This window comes from Enterobacter sp. JUb54 (assembly GCF_014298075.1).
In the GTDB taxonomy this organism is placed as follows: Bacteria; Pseudomonadota; Gammaproteobacteria; order Enterobacterales; family Enterobacteriaceae; genus Klebsiella; species Klebsiella lignicola.
Window position 1 is genome coordinate 381874 of the sequence record NZ_CP060418.1, and the last position, 15581, is coordinate 397454.

At 59.0% G+C, this 15581-nt stretch carries 15 protein-coding genes; 10 read left to right on the top strand and 5 right to left on the bottom strand.

Annotated features, from left to right (window positions below; all coding sequences use genetic code 11):
• Positions 1-33 precede the first annotated feature (33 nt).
• Positions 34-603, bottom strand: a complete 570-nt coding sequence (locus HF679_RS01700) for a DedA family protein (protein WP_123755134.1) — start codon at positions 601-603, stop codon at positions 34-36.
• 229 nt (positions 604-832) lie between these two features.
• Between HF679_RS01700 and HF679_RS01705 the strand changes: the two genes are divergently transcribed.
• The gene (locus HF679_RS01705; protein ID WP_123755133.1) at positions 833-1420 is read left to right on the top strand and encodes a Yip1 family protein; all 588 of its coding nucleotides are present in this window, start codon (positions 833-835) and stop codon (positions 1418-1420) included.
• Positions 1421-1659: 239 nt separating this feature from the next.
• Positions 1660-2610, top strand: coding sequence for a D-alanyl-D-alanine endopeptidase (gene pbpG / locus HF679_RS01710; protein ID WP_174507852.1), 951 nt, complete (start codon positions 1660-1662; stop codon positions 2608-2610).
• Positions 2611-2650: 40 nt separating this feature from the next.
• Here pbpG and HF679_RS01715 read toward each other — a convergent pair whose 3' ends face one another.
• Entirely contained in the window at positions 2651-3205 is a 555-nt protein-coding gene (locus HF679_RS01715; protein ID WP_123755132.1) for a GNAT family N-acetyltransferase, read from the bottom strand.
• 92 nt (positions 3206-3297) lie between these two features.
• A complete protein-coding gene (gene dld, locus HF679_RS01720) occupies positions 3298-5037 on the bottom strand; it encodes a D-lactate dehydrogenase (RefSeq protein ID WP_123755131.1) in 1740 nt (579 codons plus the stop codon).
• A 340-nt stretch (positions 5038-5377) separates the two neighbouring features.
• On the opposite strand from dld, the gene bglX reads away from it, so the two are divergent.
• From bglX to HF679_RS01745, 5 genes are all read left to right on the top strand, one after another.
• Entirely contained in the window at positions 5378-7675 is a 2298-nt protein-coding gene (gene bglX / locus HF679_RS01725) for a beta-glucosidase BglX (protein WP_123755130.1), read from the top strand.
• Between the two features lie 141 nt (positions 7676-7816).
• Positions 7817-8734 carry an ABC transporter substrate-binding protein gene (locus tag HF679_RS01730; RefSeq protein WP_123755129.1) on the top strand — a complete coding sequence of 306 codons (918 nt, stop codon included), beginning with the start codon at positions 7817-7819 and terminating at the stop codon, positions 8732-8734.
• Positions 8735-8741: 7 nt separating this feature from the next.
• Positions 8742-9899: an ABC transporter permease gene (locus tag HF679_RS01735; protein ID WP_123755128.1), complete on the top strand. Its 1158-nt coding sequence runs from the start codon at positions 8742-8744 to the stop codon at positions 9897-9899.
• Entirely contained in the window at positions 9892-10839 is a 948-nt protein-coding gene (locus HF679_RS01740; protein ID WP_187042530.1) for an ABC transporter ATP-binding protein, read from the top strand. Before HF679_RS01735 ends, HF679_RS01740 begins: the two co-directional genes overlap by 8 nt.
• A complete protein-coding gene (locus HF679_RS01745; RefSeq protein WP_123755522.1) occupies positions 10823-11560 on the top strand; it encodes an ABC transporter permease in 738 nt (245 codons plus the stop codon). Before HF679_RS01740 ends, HF679_RS01745 begins: the two co-directional genes overlap by 17 nt.
• Here the strand turns inward: HF679_RS01745 and HF679_RS01750 are convergent.
• Together HF679_RS01750 and HF679_RS01755 are read right to left on the bottom strand one after the other, a co-directional pair.
• Positions 11535-11648, bottom strand: coding sequence for a protein YohO (locus HF679_RS01750; RefSeq protein WP_071844955.1), 114 nt, complete (start codon positions 11646-11648; stop codon positions 11535-11537). The genes HF679_RS01745 and HF679_RS01750 overlap by 26 nt on opposite strands.
• A 59-nt stretch (positions 11649-11707) precedes the next feature.
• Positions 11708-12439 carry a MerR family transcriptional regulator gene (locus HF679_RS01755; protein ID WP_154144224.1) on the bottom strand — a complete coding sequence of 244 codons (732 nt, stop codon included), beginning with the start codon at positions 12437-12439 and terminating at the stop codon, positions 11708-11710.
• 209 nt (positions 12440-12648) lie between these two features.
• On the opposite strand from HF679_RS01755, the gene HF679_RS01760 reads away from it, so the two are divergent.
• The 3 genes from HF679_RS01760 to HF679_RS01770 are packed head-to-tail and all read left to right on the top strand — an operon-like array spanning position 12649 to position 15571.
• Positions 12649-14337, top strand: coding sequence for a sensor histidine kinase (locus HF679_RS01760; protein ID WP_123755125.1), 1689 nt, complete (start codon positions 12649-12651; stop codon positions 14335-14337).
• A complete protein-coding gene (gene btsR, locus HF679_RS01765) occupies positions 14331-15050 on the top strand; it encodes a two-component system response regulator BtsR (RefSeq protein ID WP_123755124.1) in 720 nt (239 codons plus the stop codon). Before HF679_RS01760 ends, btsR begins: the two co-directional genes overlap by 7 nt.
• 53 nt (positions 15051-15103) lie before the next feature.
• Complete coding sequence (locus HF679_RS01770) at positions 15104-15571, top strand: DUF1456 family protein (protein ID WP_123755123.1); 468 nt, start codon at positions 15104-15106, stop codon at positions 15569-15571.
• Positions 15572-15581 lie beyond the last annotated feature (10 nt).

Genomic DNA, 15581 nt, shown 5'->3' on the forward strand with positions numbered 1-15581 from the left:
GGGAGACCCCGGTCGCTGCTTAATGGTTACCCGCTAGGGCTTCTTTTTCGCTTCCCGGCGGCGGAACCACCAGTGAGCGCCCGCCACCAGGACCACCACCAGAATCAGCCAGATCCCGTGCTTCAGATGGCCATCAAGATGATGCAGCCAGGGTCCAATCGCTTCGCCTCCCAGATAACCCAGGGTGGTGAACAGCAGGGCCCAGACCAGCGCGCCGAGAATATTGAGCGGCAAAAAGACTTTGGGCGGCAGGCGGCTGGCGCCGATCAATAGCGGGCCAATCACCCGAAAACCGTACATAAAACGGGTGCCAATCACGAACAGGTAAGGGCGGCGCTGAATCATGCGCTGCGCTTTGTGGATCCGCGCCTGGTGGCGTGAAAAACGCCGCAGCAGACGACCGCCAAATCGCCTGCCCAACAGGTACAGCAGCTGATCGCCAATCATCCCGCCCAGCGCGACCGAGATAACCACCAGTGGAAATTTTAACAATCCCTGATGCGCCACGACGCCGCCCAACAGGGTGATGGTTTCACCCTCCGCCAGGCTGCCGACGATCAGCGCAGCGTAGCCATATTGGGAGATCAGGTTATTGATATCCATACACAGAAAAACTCCATTGTTGCTTTGGCTTCAGGCTGGATGGCGCTCGACCGCTTTCGGTCGGTCTGGCAGCACAAAGCAGGGAAGATCATTCTCATCAATCTGTTAATCATACACCCTGCGAGTTAAAACGCGGTGAAGTGCATTTTTATAGCTGTACACAAACTAATCTCTCAGAGTGAATTATACTTGGATCAGTGCTGTACGAAGCCGTGACAAGGGGGATGCTATGAACCATGTCTGGGGATTGTTCGCTCATCCTAATCAGGAAATGAGCGTCATCAAAAGCGAAAATGAGACCATTTCGCACCACTATACGCACCATGTGCTGGTGATGGCTGCGGTTCCGGTGATTTGCGCGTTTATTGGTACCACGCAACTTGGCTGGAATTTTGGCGACGGTAACGTGGTACAACTGTCGCTGTTGACGGGGCTGGCGCTGGCGGTGGTGTTCTATGCCGTGATGCTGGCCGGGGTGGCGGTGATGGGGAGGATCATCTGGTGGATGGCGAGAAGCTATCCGCAACGCCCGTCGCTTAAACGCTGCATGGTGTTCGCCGGTTACGTGGCGACGCCGCTGTTTATGAGCGGGCTGGTGGCGCTCTATCCGCTGGTCTGGCTGTGTGCGCTGGTGGGTACGGTAGCGCTGTTTTACACCGGTTATCTGCTGTATCTCGGTATTCCGACCTTCCTGAACATCAACAAAGAAGAGGGGCTGAGCTTTGCCAGCTCGACCCTGGCGATCGGGGTGCTGGTGCTCGAGGTGCTGCTGGCGATCACCGTGATCCTCTGGGGGTACGGTTACCGACTCTTCTAATCCTCGGTAACCACAGAATCGGCTGGCATGAACGGTTTGCCGCCGACAAGTCAGTCGAATTATTTTGGGTATGCATTGCCGACATAAATGGATTTTTATGTCGGCAATGCAGCATTTGCTCACGATTCTTATTAGTCAGATCCCGCCAGTGCACGGTATGATAGGTCCTGCCAGCGTCGCCCACATCCCGGCGCCGCAGCGTACGTTCATAACGTGCAAAAATACTTTCACGAATGATCATGATGCCGAAATTTCGAGTTTCTTTGCTCAGCCTGACCTTGCTCCTGGCTGTGCCTTTTGCGCCCCAGGCGATAGCAAAAACCCCCGCCGCCGCGACGGCCTTGCAGCCGGATATTGCCTCCGGTAGCGCGATGATCGTTGATCTTGCCAGCAAAAAAATTGTCTACCAGAGCCAGCCTGATTTGGTGCGACCGATTGCGTCCATTACCAAAGTGATGACGGCGATGGTGGTGCTGGATGCGCATCTGCCGTTAGACGAAATGCTGACCGTGGATATCAGCCATACGCCAGAGATGAAAGGTATCTATTCACGCGTGCGCCTGAACAGCCAAATCAGCCGCCGCAATATGCTGCTGCTGGCGCTGATGTCCTCAGAAAACCGCGCCGCCGCAAGCCTTGCCCACCACTATCCTGGGGGCTACGACGCCTTTATCCGCGCCATGAACGCCAAGGCCCAGGCGCTGGGCATGACCCATACCCGTTACGTTGAGCCAACGGGCTTGTCGATTCATAACGTCTCGACCGCCCGTGACCTGACGAAACTGCTGATTGCGACCGAACAGTATCCGTTGATTGGTCAGTTGAGTACGACCAAAGAAGATACTGCGACATTTGCCCATCCGGCCTATACGCTGCCGTTTCGCAACACCAACCATCTGGTCTATCGCGACAACTGGAATATCCAGCTGACCAAAACCGGCTTTACCAACGCCGCGGGCCATTGCCTGGTGATGCGCACGGTGATTAATCAGCGTCCGGTGGCGCTGGTGGTGATGGATGCCTTCGGCAAATATACCCACTTTGCCGATGCCAGCCGCCTGCGTACGTGGGTTGAAACCGGGAAGGTGATGCCGGTGCCGGCCTCCGCGCTGAGCTACAAAAAGCAGCGTGAAGCCCAGATGGCGGATGCGATGCTGAAAGGTGGCGCGCAGACGGCGCAAAACGATTAATGCCTCTACCCCCGGCCCGCAGCAGCGGACGGGGGTTTTTTTATTCCGGTATGGTTAAATCGCCTTCACCCAGCTGGCGCTGCATGATTAACGTATCGCGCCAGTCTCCCATCTTATAGCCCACGCTGCGCAACTGACCGGCCACGGTGAAGCCAAATTTTTTGTGAATCGCCAGCGAACCGGCATTGTTGTGACCATCGCCGATGATCGCCAGCATCTGCCGCCACGGACCCTGCTCGCACTTCTCAATCAGCTGCGCCAGCAGGGCGCTGCCGATCCCGCGCCCGCCCATACCCGATTCGACATAAATCGACTCTTCGAGGGTGTAGCGGTAGGCGGGGCGAGGGCGGTAAAACGTCGCATAGCAGTAGCCGACAATGGTGCCGCGCCACAGGGCCACCAGCCACGGCAGCCCGTTATCACGCACCGTCTTAATCCGCTTACGCATTTCATCGACGGTGGGGGGAATATCTTCAAAGGATGCGCGTCCATTCAGTACGTGCCAGACGTACAGCGCTGCAATAGCGTGAGCGTCATCGGGCAGGGCTTCGCGGATCTCTAACTCAGCGCCGTGTAACATATCCGCTTCGGACATGAGGGGGACTCCTTAACCAGGTTTGCCGGAGAAGCGTTTCTCCGGCGTGCAGCGTAATACAGAATCCCGTTACGCGTCATCTGCGATGATGGCTATTCCGCGACGTTATTTTCGCTCTGCGGGCGTTCGCCCCAGTACTTCTGCTTGCTGGTTTTACCGAGGCCCGGGTTCATGCTGTTGGTCGGGTCATTCTGGCGGTAGAACTGTTTTAAGCTATCCGCGGCTTCATACAGGTGCCCGACGTTATGCTCGGCCGGGTACTGCGCCCCGCGCTGCTTCAGCAGCTCAAGCATCTGTTCTTTCAGCGCATGGGCATCGACGCCTTTTTTCACGATGTAATCCTGATGGAACACGTGGCACATAAAGTGGCCGTAATAGAGCTTGTGGACCAGCTGGCTGTCGATTTCCGGCGGCAGATGCTCAAACCATTCGCTGTCGTTGCGACGCAGGGCAATATCCAGCGCCAGAATATCTTCGACTTCATCAGCATGGACCGCCTGATAACGAATCGCGGCCCCAGCGGCGGCGAAGCGGTGAAGAAATGCTTTGCTGCCTTCTTCCGGGGTACAGACGAAGAAATCCCCTTCGGCCTGCTCGAAGTACCCTTTAAGCCAGGTCTGCGCCTCTTCGATACCATCCCCGGCCATTTTCAACAGCAGGTGATGCTCGTATTTATCACGCCAGGTTTTCATGCGCTCCGGCAGGTGCGCCGGGAAAACGTGCCCCAGCTTCTGCATGAAGCGGTCGCTAAAGTGCGGCTTAAACAGCGACACTTTATCCAGCATGGCATCGGCGCGGCCTTTCATGGTGAAGAAGAACGGCATCTTGTCGGTGCCGAGCTTGTCGATCATCAGGAAGGTGTCTTTACCGTAGCGCTCGGCAATATCGTAGATATCGCGGTGCATGTATTCGCCCGCCACCGGCAAATGTGCAAACTCTGCGAGGATATGGCGGCGAATTTCGGTCAGTACCGCAGGATCGTTGCTGCCGATGTAAAAGACCTGCTGGCGCTTTTCTGCCGGGAAGGTGTCGAGACGCGCGGCGAACACCGCCAGCTTGCCGGCGCAGCCGGACGATTCAAACAGGCGATCCGGGTCGGCGTTGTAGCGTGCCGGCGTGTCGGCATTGACATCGCGCACCCGGGTTACGTAATCGTGGTCATGGGCGTGGCGGCCATCGTGCAGCACGTCGCCATCGCTCACGCGGTCGTCGTCGAGACGGCTGAGGATCTGCTCCGGCGTAGTGCCCAGATCGATTCCCAGGTGGTTCACCAGCCGCAGCTTGCCGTTTTCGTCAATCTGGGCAAACAGCGACATCTCGGTGTAGGCCGGGCCGCGCTGCACCAGCGAGCCGCCGGAGTTATTGCAGATCCCGCCGATCACCGACGCGCCGATGCAGGAAGATCCGATCACCGAGTGCGGCTCACGGCCCAGCGGCTTCAGCGCTTTTTCCAGCGAATAGAGCGTGGTGCCCGGGAAGGCCAGCACCTGTTCGCCTTTGTCCAGCAGATGCAGTTTATCGAGGCGCAGGGTGCTGATAATCACTATCTGGCGATCGTAATCGTTGCCGCTGGGGGTCGAGCCTTCAGTCAGCCCGGTGTTTGCCGCCTGCATGAGAATAATTTTATCGGCGTTCACGCAGGCGTTCAGCACCCGCCACAGTTCCAGCAGCGTTCCCGGAAAGACCACCGCCAGCGCATCGCCCTGGCCTGAGCGGAAACCTTTACGGTAGCGCTGGGTTTTGGCCGGATCGGTTAACAGGTGGGAAGTGCCGACCAGTCTTGCCAGTTCCGCCAGAAAATCATGATTATTCGAAGGTGTTGCAGATGACATGATCCACTCCTTGTGGTGGTACCGAAAATATCGGGATTAAGAGCCTGCCCCGGTAGGCGTAATTGTTGCAGCCAGTTTGGACACGGACAGCGCGGAATAACCGGAGCGTACACGTAGTACGTGAGGATTGTGAGCACTGCCCAGGGCCGAAATGGCAAATAAAATAGCCTACTGGGTCAGGCTCTAAGCATAGCGCTTTGTATGACAATATTGTGCAGGAATGTGTCGAATTTCAGAGAAGAACCTTAGCATTCTGCAGGCGTCTTGTTTATATATATGGCAAACTGCGGTTTTTATTATGTTTTGCCGTGATCCCGGCCTGAGAGAAAGCGAGATAACAATGAAATGGCTCTGTACGATTGGCGTCGCCGTTAGTCTGGCGCTGCAACCCGCTCTGGCGGATGAACTGTTCGGCAATCACCCCTTGACCCCGCAGGCGCGGGATGCCTTCGTGAGCGAACTGCTCAAGAAAATGACCGTCGATGAAAAAATCGGCCAGCTCAGGCTGATCAGCGTCGGGCCGGATAACCCGAAAGAGGCGATCCGCGAGATGATTAAAGACGGCCAGGTCGGGGCCATTTTTAACACCGTCACCCGCTCGGATATCCGCATCATGCAGGATCAGGTCATGCAGCTCAGCCGCCTGAAGATCCCGCTGTTTTTCGCCTATGACGTGATCCACGGCCAGCGCACCGTCTTCCCGATAAGCCTCGGCCTGGCCTCTTCATTTAACCTCGATGCGGTCAATACCGTGGGCCGTATTTCGGCCTATGAAGCCGCCGACGATGGCCTGAACATGACCTGGGCGCCGATGGTAGACGTCTCGCGCGATCCGCGCTGGGGCCGCGCCTCGGAAGGTTTCGGGGAAGATACCTATTTAACCACCATGATGGGCCAGGCGATGGTCGAGTCGATGCAGGGCAAAAGCCCGGCGGATCGCTACTCGGTGATGACCAGCGTGAAGCACTTCGCCGCCTATGGCGCGGTAGAGGGCGGAAAAGAGTACAACACCGTTGATATGAGCCCGCAGCGCCTGTTCAACGATTACATGCCGCCTTACAAAGCCGGGCTGGATGCCGGTAGCGGGGCGGTCATGGTGGCGCTGAACTCGCTGAACGGTACCCCGGCCACTTCCGACGCCTGGCTGCTGAAAGAGGTCCTGCGCGACGACTGGGGCTTTAAAGGCATCACCGTCTCCGATCACGGTGCCATCAAGGAGCTGATTAAACACGGCGTTGCTTCCGACCCGGAAGATGCGGTGCGGGTGGCCCTGAAGTCGGGCATCAACATGAGCATGAGCGACGAGTACTACAGTAAATACCTGCCGGGGCTGGTGAAATCCGGCAAAGTGACGATGGCGGAGCTGGATGACGCCACGCGCCACGTGCTGAACGTCAAATATGATATGGGGCTGTTTAACGACCCGTACAGCCACCTCGGGCCGAAAGATTCCGACCCCCAGGACACCAACGCCGAAAGCCGTCTGCATCGTAAAGAGGCTCGCGAGGTTGCCCGGCAAAGCCTGGTACTGCTGAAAAACCGCCTCGAGACGCTGCCGCTGAAAAAATCGGGCACCATTGCGGTGGTGGGACCGCTGGCAGACAGCAAGCGTGACATGATGGGCAGTTGGTCGGCGGCGGGCGTGGCGGATCAGTCGGTCACCGTGCTGACTGGCATCAAAGATGCGCTGGGTGACAAAGGCAAGGTGGTTTATGCCCGCGGCGCCAACATCACCAACGATAGCGGCATTGTCGATTTCCTTAATCTGTACGAGAAAGCGGTGCAGGTTGACCCGCGCTCGCCGCAGGCGATGATTGACGAAGCGGTGGCCGCGGCGAAACAGTCCGACGTCGTGGTGGCGGTGGTCGGCGAGGCGCAGGGCATGGCCCACGAAGCCTCCAGTCGTACCGATATTAATCTGCCGCAGAGCCAGCGTGATTTAATTAGCGCGCTGAAGGCCACCGGTAAGCCGCTGGTGCTGGTGCTGATGAACGGTCGTCCGCTGGCGCTGGTCAAAGAAGACCAGCAGGCTGACGCGATGCTGGAAACCTGGTTTGCCGGGACCGAAGGCGGCAACGCCATTGCCGATGTGCTGTTCGGCGATGCCAACCCGTCGGGTAAACTGCCGATGTCGTTCCCGCGCTCGGTGGGACAGATTCCGGTGTACTACAGCCACCTCAATACCGGCCGTCCGTACAACGCCGACAAGCCGAATAAATACACCTCGCGCTACTTTGACGAGGCCAACGGCCCGTTGTATCCGTTCGGTTACGGCCTGAGCTACACCACCTTTAGCGTATCCGACGTGAAAATGTCGGCGCCGACCATGACACGCGACGGCAGCGTTACCGCCAGCGTGCAGGTGACCAACACCGGTAAACGCGAAGGGGCGACGGTCATTCAGCTCTATCTGCAGGACGTCACCGCCTCAATGAGCCGACCGGTGAAAATGCTGCGTGGTTTCCAGCGCGTGAACCTCAAACCGGGTGAGACGCAAACCGTCAGCTTCCCGATTGAGATTAATGCGCTGAAGTTCTGGAACCAGAAAATGAAATACGACGCCGAACCGGGCAAATTCAACGTCTTTATTGGCGTTGACTCCGCCCGCGTGAAGCAGAGCGAGTTCGAATTACGCTAATCTGATCCTCCCGGTCATACGGCCGGAACTCCCCTAAAAGGCCGATTAATCGGCCTTTTCTTTTTTCGTTCAGCGGTCAAATAGGCTACGCTTTTCTCTTAAGCTTCTGAAAATGGAGCGCAAAATAATGAGGATAGCGGGATGGATATGGCAACGAAATGGCGCGCTGCGCTGGCGCTGGCCGCGCTGATAAGTCTGCCGCTTCAGGCGGCGGAGCCGGTCAAAGTTGGCTCAAAAATCGATACGGAAGGGGCGCTGCTGGGCAATATTATTTTGCAGGTGCTGGAGAGCCACGGGGTGAAGACCGTCAATAAAGTGCAGCTCGGGACCACCCCGGTGGTGCGCGGGGCGATTACGGCGGGTGAACTCGACATTTATCCAGAATATACCGGCAACGGCGCCTTCTTCTTTAAGCAGGAGAACGATCCGGCGTGGAAAAACGCCCGGCAGGGCTACGAGAAGGTGAAAAAGCTCGATGCAGAGCAGAATAAGCTTATCTGGCTCACCCCGGCACCGGCGAACAACACCTGGACCATAGCCGTGCGTCAGGATCTGGCTGAAAAAAATAACCTCAAGTCACTGGCGGATCTCAGCCGTTATCTGCACAGCGGCGGTGCCTTCAAGCTGGCGGCCTCCGCCGAATTTATCGAACGTCCCGATGCGCTCCCGGCCTTTGAGAAAGCCTACGGTTTCTCGCTTAATCAGGACCAGCTGCTGTCGCTGGCGGGCGGCGATACCGCGGTGACCATCAAAGCGGCGGCGCAGCAAACCTCCGGCGTCAATGCGGCGATGGCCTACGGAACCGACGGCCCGGTTGCTGCTCTGGGGTTACAAACCCTCAGCGATCCGCAGGGCGTACAGCCGATTTACGCCCCGACTCCGGTGGTCCGCGAGGCGGTGCTGAAAGCCTATCCGCAGATTGCCGAATGGCTGCAGCCGGTGTTTGCCAGCCTCGATGAAAAAACGTTGCAACAGCTGAATGCCAGCATTGCCGTAGAAGGGCGGGACGCCAAAAAAGTGGCCGCTGATTATCTGCAGCAAAAAGGGCTGTTGAAGTAGATCCCGGGTGGCTATTCGTTGTTATAACCGTGTCGTGCTGCTGCTGGCCTGCGTCCTGCTGCTGGCGGTGGCCTTGCCGTTCGTCAACTATGCGCCTAATCGCCTGTTATCCGGAGAGGGTCGCTGGCTATGGCAGGATTGCCGCTGGCTGTTGACGCTGCAGGTCGGCGGGGCGCTGCTGCTGATGCTCCTGTGCTGGCGAGCAGGCCGTGGGCCGCTGCTGCTGACCTTGCTGGTGGCCGACGCGCTGCTGCCGCTCCAGCTGTGGGGGGCCGGGCAGGTGGCGACTCAACTGGCGCAGGAGGGTTCTGCGCTGGCGCGTACCTCGCCGGGCAGCGGCCTGTGGCTGGCGCTGGCGCTCTGCCTGCTCATTGCCAGCGATGCCATCCGCCGCCTGACTTCCCGGGCGCTCTGGCGCTGGCTGCTCAATGCCCAGATCTGGCTGATCCCCTGTGTGCTGCTGACCACCGGTGCGCTGGATCAGCTATCGCTGCTGAAAGAGTACGCCAACCGTCAGGATGTTTTCGATGCGGCGCTGTACCAGCACGTGACGCTGCTGTTTGGCACGCTGCTGCCGGGATTGCTGATCGGTTTGCCGATGGGCATCGCCATCTGGCGCCGGCCCCGCTGGCAGGCGCCGGTGTTTACCTTCCTCAATATTATTCAGACCGTGCCCTCCGTGGCGCTGTTTGGCCTGCTGATCGCACCGCTGGCCGGTCTTGCCCATCACTTTCCCTGGCTCGCGGCGCGGGGTATTTCCGGTACCGGGATGGCGCCAGCGCTGATTGCGCTGGTGCTGTATGCCCTGCTGCCGCTGGTGCGTGGCGTGGTCACCGGCCTGCAGCAGGTGCCGCGCGACGCGCTGGAGAGCGCGGTGGCGATGGGGATGAGCCGCGGACAGTGCTTCAGGTCGGTACAGCTGCCGCTGGCGCTGCCGGTGCTGTTGCGCAGCCTGCGCGTGGTGAGCGTGCAAACCGTTGGTATGGCGGTAGTGGCGGCGCTGATTGGCGCCGGCGGGTTCGGCACCCTGGTGTTCCAGGGGCTGTTGAGCAGCGCCCTGGATCTGGTGCTGCTGGGAGTGATCCCGACCATTGCCCTTGCGGTGGTGGTCGATGCGCTGTTTGCGCTGTGGGGCGCGTTACTGAAAGGAGAGGCAGATGATTGAATTTGACGGGGTCAGCAAATCCTTCGCCGGGCAGCCGGCGGTAAAAAATCTCAACCTGCATCTGCGTGAAGGCGCCTTCTCGGTCCTGATTGGTACTTCCGGATCGGGTAAATCCACCACGTTGAAAATGATCAATCGGCTGGTCGAGCATGATAGCGGCAGCCTGCGCTTTGCCGGGCAGGATATTCGCCAGCAGCCGGTGCTGGCGCTGCGCCGACGGATGGGCTACGCCATTCAGTCGATCGGCCTGTTTCCTCACTGGACGGTGGCGCAGAACATCGCCACCGTCCCGCAACTGCAAAAGTGGTCGCGACAGCAGATCGCCGCGCGGGTTGATGAGCTGATGGCGCTGCTGGGGCTGGACCCGGCGTTGGGTGCTCGTTACCCGCATCAGCTCTCCGGCGGCCAGCAGCAGCGGGTTGGGGTGGCGCGGGCGCTGGCTGCCAATCCTGACGTCCTGCTGATGGACGAGCCGTTTGGCGCCCTCGACCCGGTGACCCGCGACGCGCTCCAGCAGGAGATGATCCGCATTCACCGGCTGCTGGGGCGGACCATCGTCCTCGTGACCCACGATGTGGATGAAGCGCTGCGGCTGGCGGACCATCTGGTATTAATGGACGGCGGCGAAGTGGTGCAGCAGGGCGAACCGCTGCAGATGCTGCTGAATCCCCAAAATGCCTTCGTGGAGACGTTTTTTGGCCACAGCGAGCTGGGCGTCCGGCTGCTGGCGTTGCGCGGCGTCGGGGAGTACCTGCGCCGCGATGAGCGGCTGGCCGGGGATACGCTGCAGGTAACGATGACGCTGCGCGAAGCGCTTTCGCAGTTTATTACCCATCGCTGTGAGGTGCTGCCGGTGGTGGATGAGCAGGGACAAGCCTGCGGGACGCTGCATTTTGCCGACCTGCTCGGCAAGGAGGTGCGCCATCCGTCTGCTTCGTGATCCGCTGCTGTGGCTGCTGGCGCTGTTTATCGCCATCTTGCTGCTGCTGCCCTACAGCGCGCCGCTCTTCAGCGCCCTGTTTCCCGAACTGCCGCGCCCGGTCTATCAGCAGCAGAGCTTTCTGTCGCTGACGTGGGCCCATTGCTGGCTGGTGGCGCTTTCGAGCCTGGCGGCGACGGTGGTGGGCGTCGGGGCCGGCGTAGCGGTGACGCGTCCCGCGGGGCGTGAGTTTCGCCCGCTGGTGGAGACGATAGCGGCGATGGGGCAAACTTTTCCGCCGGTGGCGGTGCTGGCGATTGCGGTGCCGGTCATGGGGTTTGGCTGGCAGCCGGCGCTGATTGCGCTGGCGCTGTACGGCGTGCTGCCGGTATTGCAGGGGACACTGGCCGGGTTAAGCGCTGTGCCGCCGGGTGCGGTGGCGGTCGCTCAGGGAATGGGGATGACCGGCTGGCAGCGGCTTATCAAGGTCGAACTGCCGCTGGCCGCACCGGTGATGCTGGCCGGTATCCGGACCTCGACCATCGTTAATATCGGCACGGCAACTATCGCCTCAACGGTCGGGGCGAATACGCTCGGAACGCCGATTGTCATCGGCCTTAGCGGGTTCAACACTGCTTATGTACTGCAGGGTGCGCTGCTGGTGGCGCTGGCGGCGATCGTCGTCGACCGCGGATTTGAACGGCTGAACCGCTGGATCAGCCGACACCGCCACGAACAATAAACGAATAACCGGCAAGCATCACGCCGCTGATCCCGCCGATGGCCATGAATAAGAATAGGGTAATGACCGCGATTTTCGCTGGCTTCATAATAGGCTCCTGATGTTAACGGAGGGATTATACGGTGAAGCTCAGGTGTTAATAAAACATTAATTGCTATTTAGCCAGATAACGTGACCCTGCTGCTGCCAGGCCTGCAGTTGATCCTGCTGCGCCTGGGTCGGGCTCTCGCCGCACAACACCAGCAGGGTGCTGTCGGGAAACAGCTCGGGGCGAATCTGCGGCAGCGAGTGCGGCACAACGTCGACCCGCCAGCCCTGTTCACTGGCAATCCAGCCCTCCAGCCACATCCGGGTGGTATCGTCGATATTCCAGCCGAGCACCAGCGCATGGCTGCCGGCGTGTTTGTAGGCGCTGGCGAGACTGTGGGCAATATGGTTGATCAGTACGCCATCAAGGATGCTGCGCAGGGCGGTGAGGGTGGGCTGAGGGCTGAGCAGACGATGGCGCAAAGGAATAAACAGCTGGTTAACCAGCGTCTGGGCGGAGTAGCTGTGGCTGCGCTCTTTAATCCACAGCCGCAAGCGGTGATAGCTGCCGTCGTGCAGATAGCCCAGCAGGATCTCTTGCTGTTCCCGCCAGCCATCCTCCTCCTGATGATCGTTATCGTTGAGCAGGGTTTTGACTTTGCCCACCTGAACGCCCGCGTCAATCCAGCGTTGAATTTCGCGGATACGGTCAATTTCCTGTTCATTAAACAGGCGATGGCCGCCGTCGGTGCGCTGAGGTTTCAGCAGTCCATAGCGCCGCTGCCAGGCGCGTAACGTCACGGGGTTGATGTCGCAGAGCTGAGCCACTTCACCAATCGTATAAAGCGCCATAAATCCCTCCCGCAGTTGCTTCCCTTATAACTGTAGAAGCTGTTTGCCGAAGACGATATGTTTGTTCATTTTTTGTTCAAGTGGCGAGAGGTGGGCGGCTAAGAAGTGTGATCCTGACCATGATTTTTCATTTTCCTCGGTGGCTTCAAAGAAAGTTTTGACCCGGCGGTGTATGTTACGCGCTTTCAAGTGAAGTGTGGTCTGCGGGTATGTACGAGTTCGATCTGGTGTTGCTGCTGCTTCAGCAGATGTGCGTGTTTTTGGTCATCGCGTGGCTGATGAGCAAGACGCGGCTGTTCATTCCGCTGATGCAGGTCACCGTCCGCCTGCCGCATAAGCTGCTGTGCTACGTCACCTTCTCCATTTTCTGCATTATGGGGACCTATTTTGGTCTGCATATCGAAGACTCCATTGCCAATACGCGCGCCATCGGTGCGGTCATGGGCGGCCTGCTCGGCGGCCCGGTCGTCGGCGGCCTGGTAGGCCTCACCGGCGGGCTGCATCGTTACTCCCTTGGCGGGATGACGGCGCTGAGCTGTATGGTCTCCACCATCGTGGAGGGGCTGCTGGGGGGTCTGGTCCACAGCGTGCTGGTCAAACGGGGACGTTCGGATAAAGTGTTCAGCCCGCTCACCGCCGGCGCGATCACCTTCTTCGCCGAGATGGTGCAGATGCTGATTATCCTGCTGATCGCCCGTCCCTTCGACAATGCGCTGCATCTGGTGCAAAGCATCGCCGCGCCGATGATGGTCACCAACACGGTCGGCGCCGCGCTGTTTATGCGTATCCTGCTGGATAAGCGGGCGATGTTTGAGAAATACACTTCGGCTTTCTCTGCCACCGCGTTGAAGGTCGCGGCCTCGACGGAGGGGATCCTGCGCCAGGGGTTTAACGAAGAGAACAGCATGAAGGTCGCGCAGGTGCTGATCCAGGAGCTCGATATTGGCGCGGTGGCCATCACCGACCGCGACAAGCTGCTCGCGTTTACCGGCATTGGCGACGATCACCACCTGCCCGGCAAGCCGATCTCGTCATCCTATACGCAAAAGGCGATTGATAGCGGCGAGGTGGTCTACGCCGACGGCAACGAGGTCCCGTATCGCTGCTCGATTCACCCCAACTGCAAGCTGGGCTCGACGCTGGTGATCCCGCTGTGCGGCGAAAATCAACGGGTCATCGGCACCATCAAATTATATGAAGCGAAAAACCGCCTGTTCAGCTCCATCAACCGTACGTTGGGGGAGGGGATTGCCCAGCTGCTGTCGGCGCAAATTCTGGCCGGGCAGTACGAGCGGCAGAAGGCGCTGCTGACGCAGTCGGAGATCAAACTGCTGCATGCGCAGGTGAACCCCCATTTTCTGTTTAATGCCTTAAACACCCTGAAGGCGGTGATCCGCCGCGACAGCGATCAGGCCGGGCAGCTGGTGCAGTATCTGTCGACCTTCTTCCGTAAAAACCTCAAGCGGCCTTCGGAGGTCGTGACCCTGGCCGATGAAATTGAACATGTGAACGCCTATCTGCAAATTGAGAAGGCGCGTTTCCAGGCCAACCTGCAGATTCAGATGCTGGTGCCCGAGGCGCTGGCCCACCATCAGCTACCGGCGTTTACGCTACAGCCGATCGTAGAAAATGCCATTAAGCACGGTACGTCGCAGCATCTCGGGGTCGGGGAAATTACCATTCGCGCCAGCCAGAACGACCGCTGGCTGCAGCTGGATATCGAAGATAATGCCGGACTGTACCAGGACAATCCCAACGCCAGCGGGCTGGGTATGAGCCTGGTGGACAGACGTTTACGGGCGCGCTTCGGCGCCGACTGCGGCATTACCGTCACCTGTGAAGCGGAGCGTTTCACCCGCGTCACGCTGCGACTGCCTCTGGAGGAGAACGCGTGTTAAAAGTGTTGATAGTTGATGATGAGCCGCTGGCACGTGAGAACCTGCGCGTATTGCTGGAATCCGCCGGCGAGATTGAGATTGTCGGCGAGTGCGGCAATGCCGTAGAAGCCATCGGCGCGGTGCACAAGCTGCGCCCGGACGTGCTGTTTCTCGACATCCAGATGCCGCGGATCAGCGGTCTGGAAATGGTCGGGATGCTGGACCCGGAGCACCGGCCTTACATCGTGTTTCTCACCGCCTTTGACGAGTACGCGGTGAAAGCTTTTGAAGAGCATGCGTTTGATTATCTGCTCAAACCCATCGAGGCGCCGCGGCTGGAGAAGACCCTGGCCCGTCTGCGCCAGGAGCGCAGCCTGCAGGATATCTCGCTGCTCGACGATACCCAACAGGCGTTGAAATACATCCCCTGCACCGGCCACAGCCGCATCTGGCTGCTGCAAATGGAAGATGTGGCGTTCGTCAGCAGCCGGATGAGCGGAATCTACGTCACCGACCGCGAAGGGAAAGAGGGCTTCACCGAGCTGACCTTGCGAACGCTGGAGAACCGCACGCCGCTGCTGCGCTGCCATCGCCAGTACCTGGTGAACATGGCGCACCTGAAGGAGATCCGTCTGGAGGAGAACGGCCAGGCGGAACTGCTGATGCGGGCCGGGCAAACGGTGCCGGTGAGCCGGCGCTACTTAAAAAATCTGAAAGAGGCGATTGGGCTGTAATACGCCTGAATCGTGATAGACTTAGCGCCAGCATTTTTCATCATGAAGGCATTATGATCAGTAACGATATCTTACGTAGCCTGCGCTACATCCTGAAAAGCAATAATAACGACCTGGTGCGTATTTTTGCGCTGGGCGATTCCGTCGTCAGCGCAGAGCAGCTGGTCCCGTGGCTGAAAAAGGAAGAAGAAGATGGCTTCCAGCGCTGCCCGGACATTATGTTGTCGATTTTCCTCAACGGCCTGATTTATGACAAACGCGGCAAAGACGAGTCGGCACCGCCGCTGGCGGTTGAGCGCCGGGTGAATAACAATGTGGTGCTGAAAAAGCTGCGCATCGCGTTTTCGCTGAAGACCGATGACATCCTCGCCATTCTGACCCAGCAGAAGTTCCGCGTTTCGATGCCAGAAATTACCGCCATGATGCGCGCGCCGGAGCATAAAAACTTCCGCGAGTGCGGCGACCAGTTCCTGCGCTATTTCCTGCGCGGCCTGGCCGAACGCGTCCACGCCAAACCTTGAGTTTCTCTTG

Bases quoted from the DNA above. Each gene is read 5' to 3' on its own strand.
- HF679_RS01700 (WP_123755134.1), bottom strand. From the start codon at position 603: ATGGATATCAATAACCTGATCTCCCAATATGGCTACGCTGCGCTGATC.
- HF679_RS01705 (WP_123755133.1), top strand. From the start codon at position 833: ATGAACCATGTCTGGGGATTGTTCGCTCATCCTAATCAGGAAATGAGC.
- pbpG (WP_174507852.1), top strand. From the start codon at position 1,660: ATGATGCCGAAATTTCGAGTTTCTTTGCTCAGCCTGACCTTGCTCCTG.
- HF679_RS01715 (WP_123755132.1), bottom strand. From the start codon at position 3,205: ATGTCCGAAGCGGATATGTTACACGGCGCTGAGTTAGAGATCCGCGAA.
- dld (WP_123755131.1), bottom strand. From the start codon at position 5,037: ATGTCATCTGCAACACCTTCGAATAATCATGATTTTCTGGCGGAACTG.
- bglX (WP_123755130.1), top strand. From the start codon at position 5,378: ATGAAATGGCTCTGTACGATTGGCGTCGCCGTTAGTCTGGCGCTGCAA.
- HF679_RS01730 (WP_123755129.1), top strand. From the start codon at position 7,817: ATGGATATGGCAACGAAATGGCGCGCTGCGCTGGCGCTGGCCGCGCTG.
- HF679_RS01740 (WP_187042530.1), top strand. From the start codon at position 9,892: ATGATTGAATTTGACGGGGTCAGCAAATCCTTCGCCGGGCAGCCGGCG.
- HF679_RS01750 (WP_071844955.1), bottom strand. From the start codon at position 11,648: ATGAAGCCAGCGAAAATCGCGGTCATTACCCTATTCTTATTCATGGCC.
- HF679_RS01755 (WP_154144224.1), bottom strand. From the start codon at position 12,439: ATGGCGCTTTATACGATTGGTGAAGTGGCTCAGCTCTGCGACATCAAC.
- HF679_RS01760 (WP_123755125.1), top strand. From the start codon at position 12,649: ATGTACGAGTTCGATCTGGTGTTGCTGCTGCTTCAGCAGATGTGCGTG.
- HF679_RS01770 (WP_123755123.1), top strand. From the start codon at position 15,104: ATGATCAGTAACGATATCTTACGTAGCCTGCGCTACATCCTGAAAAGC.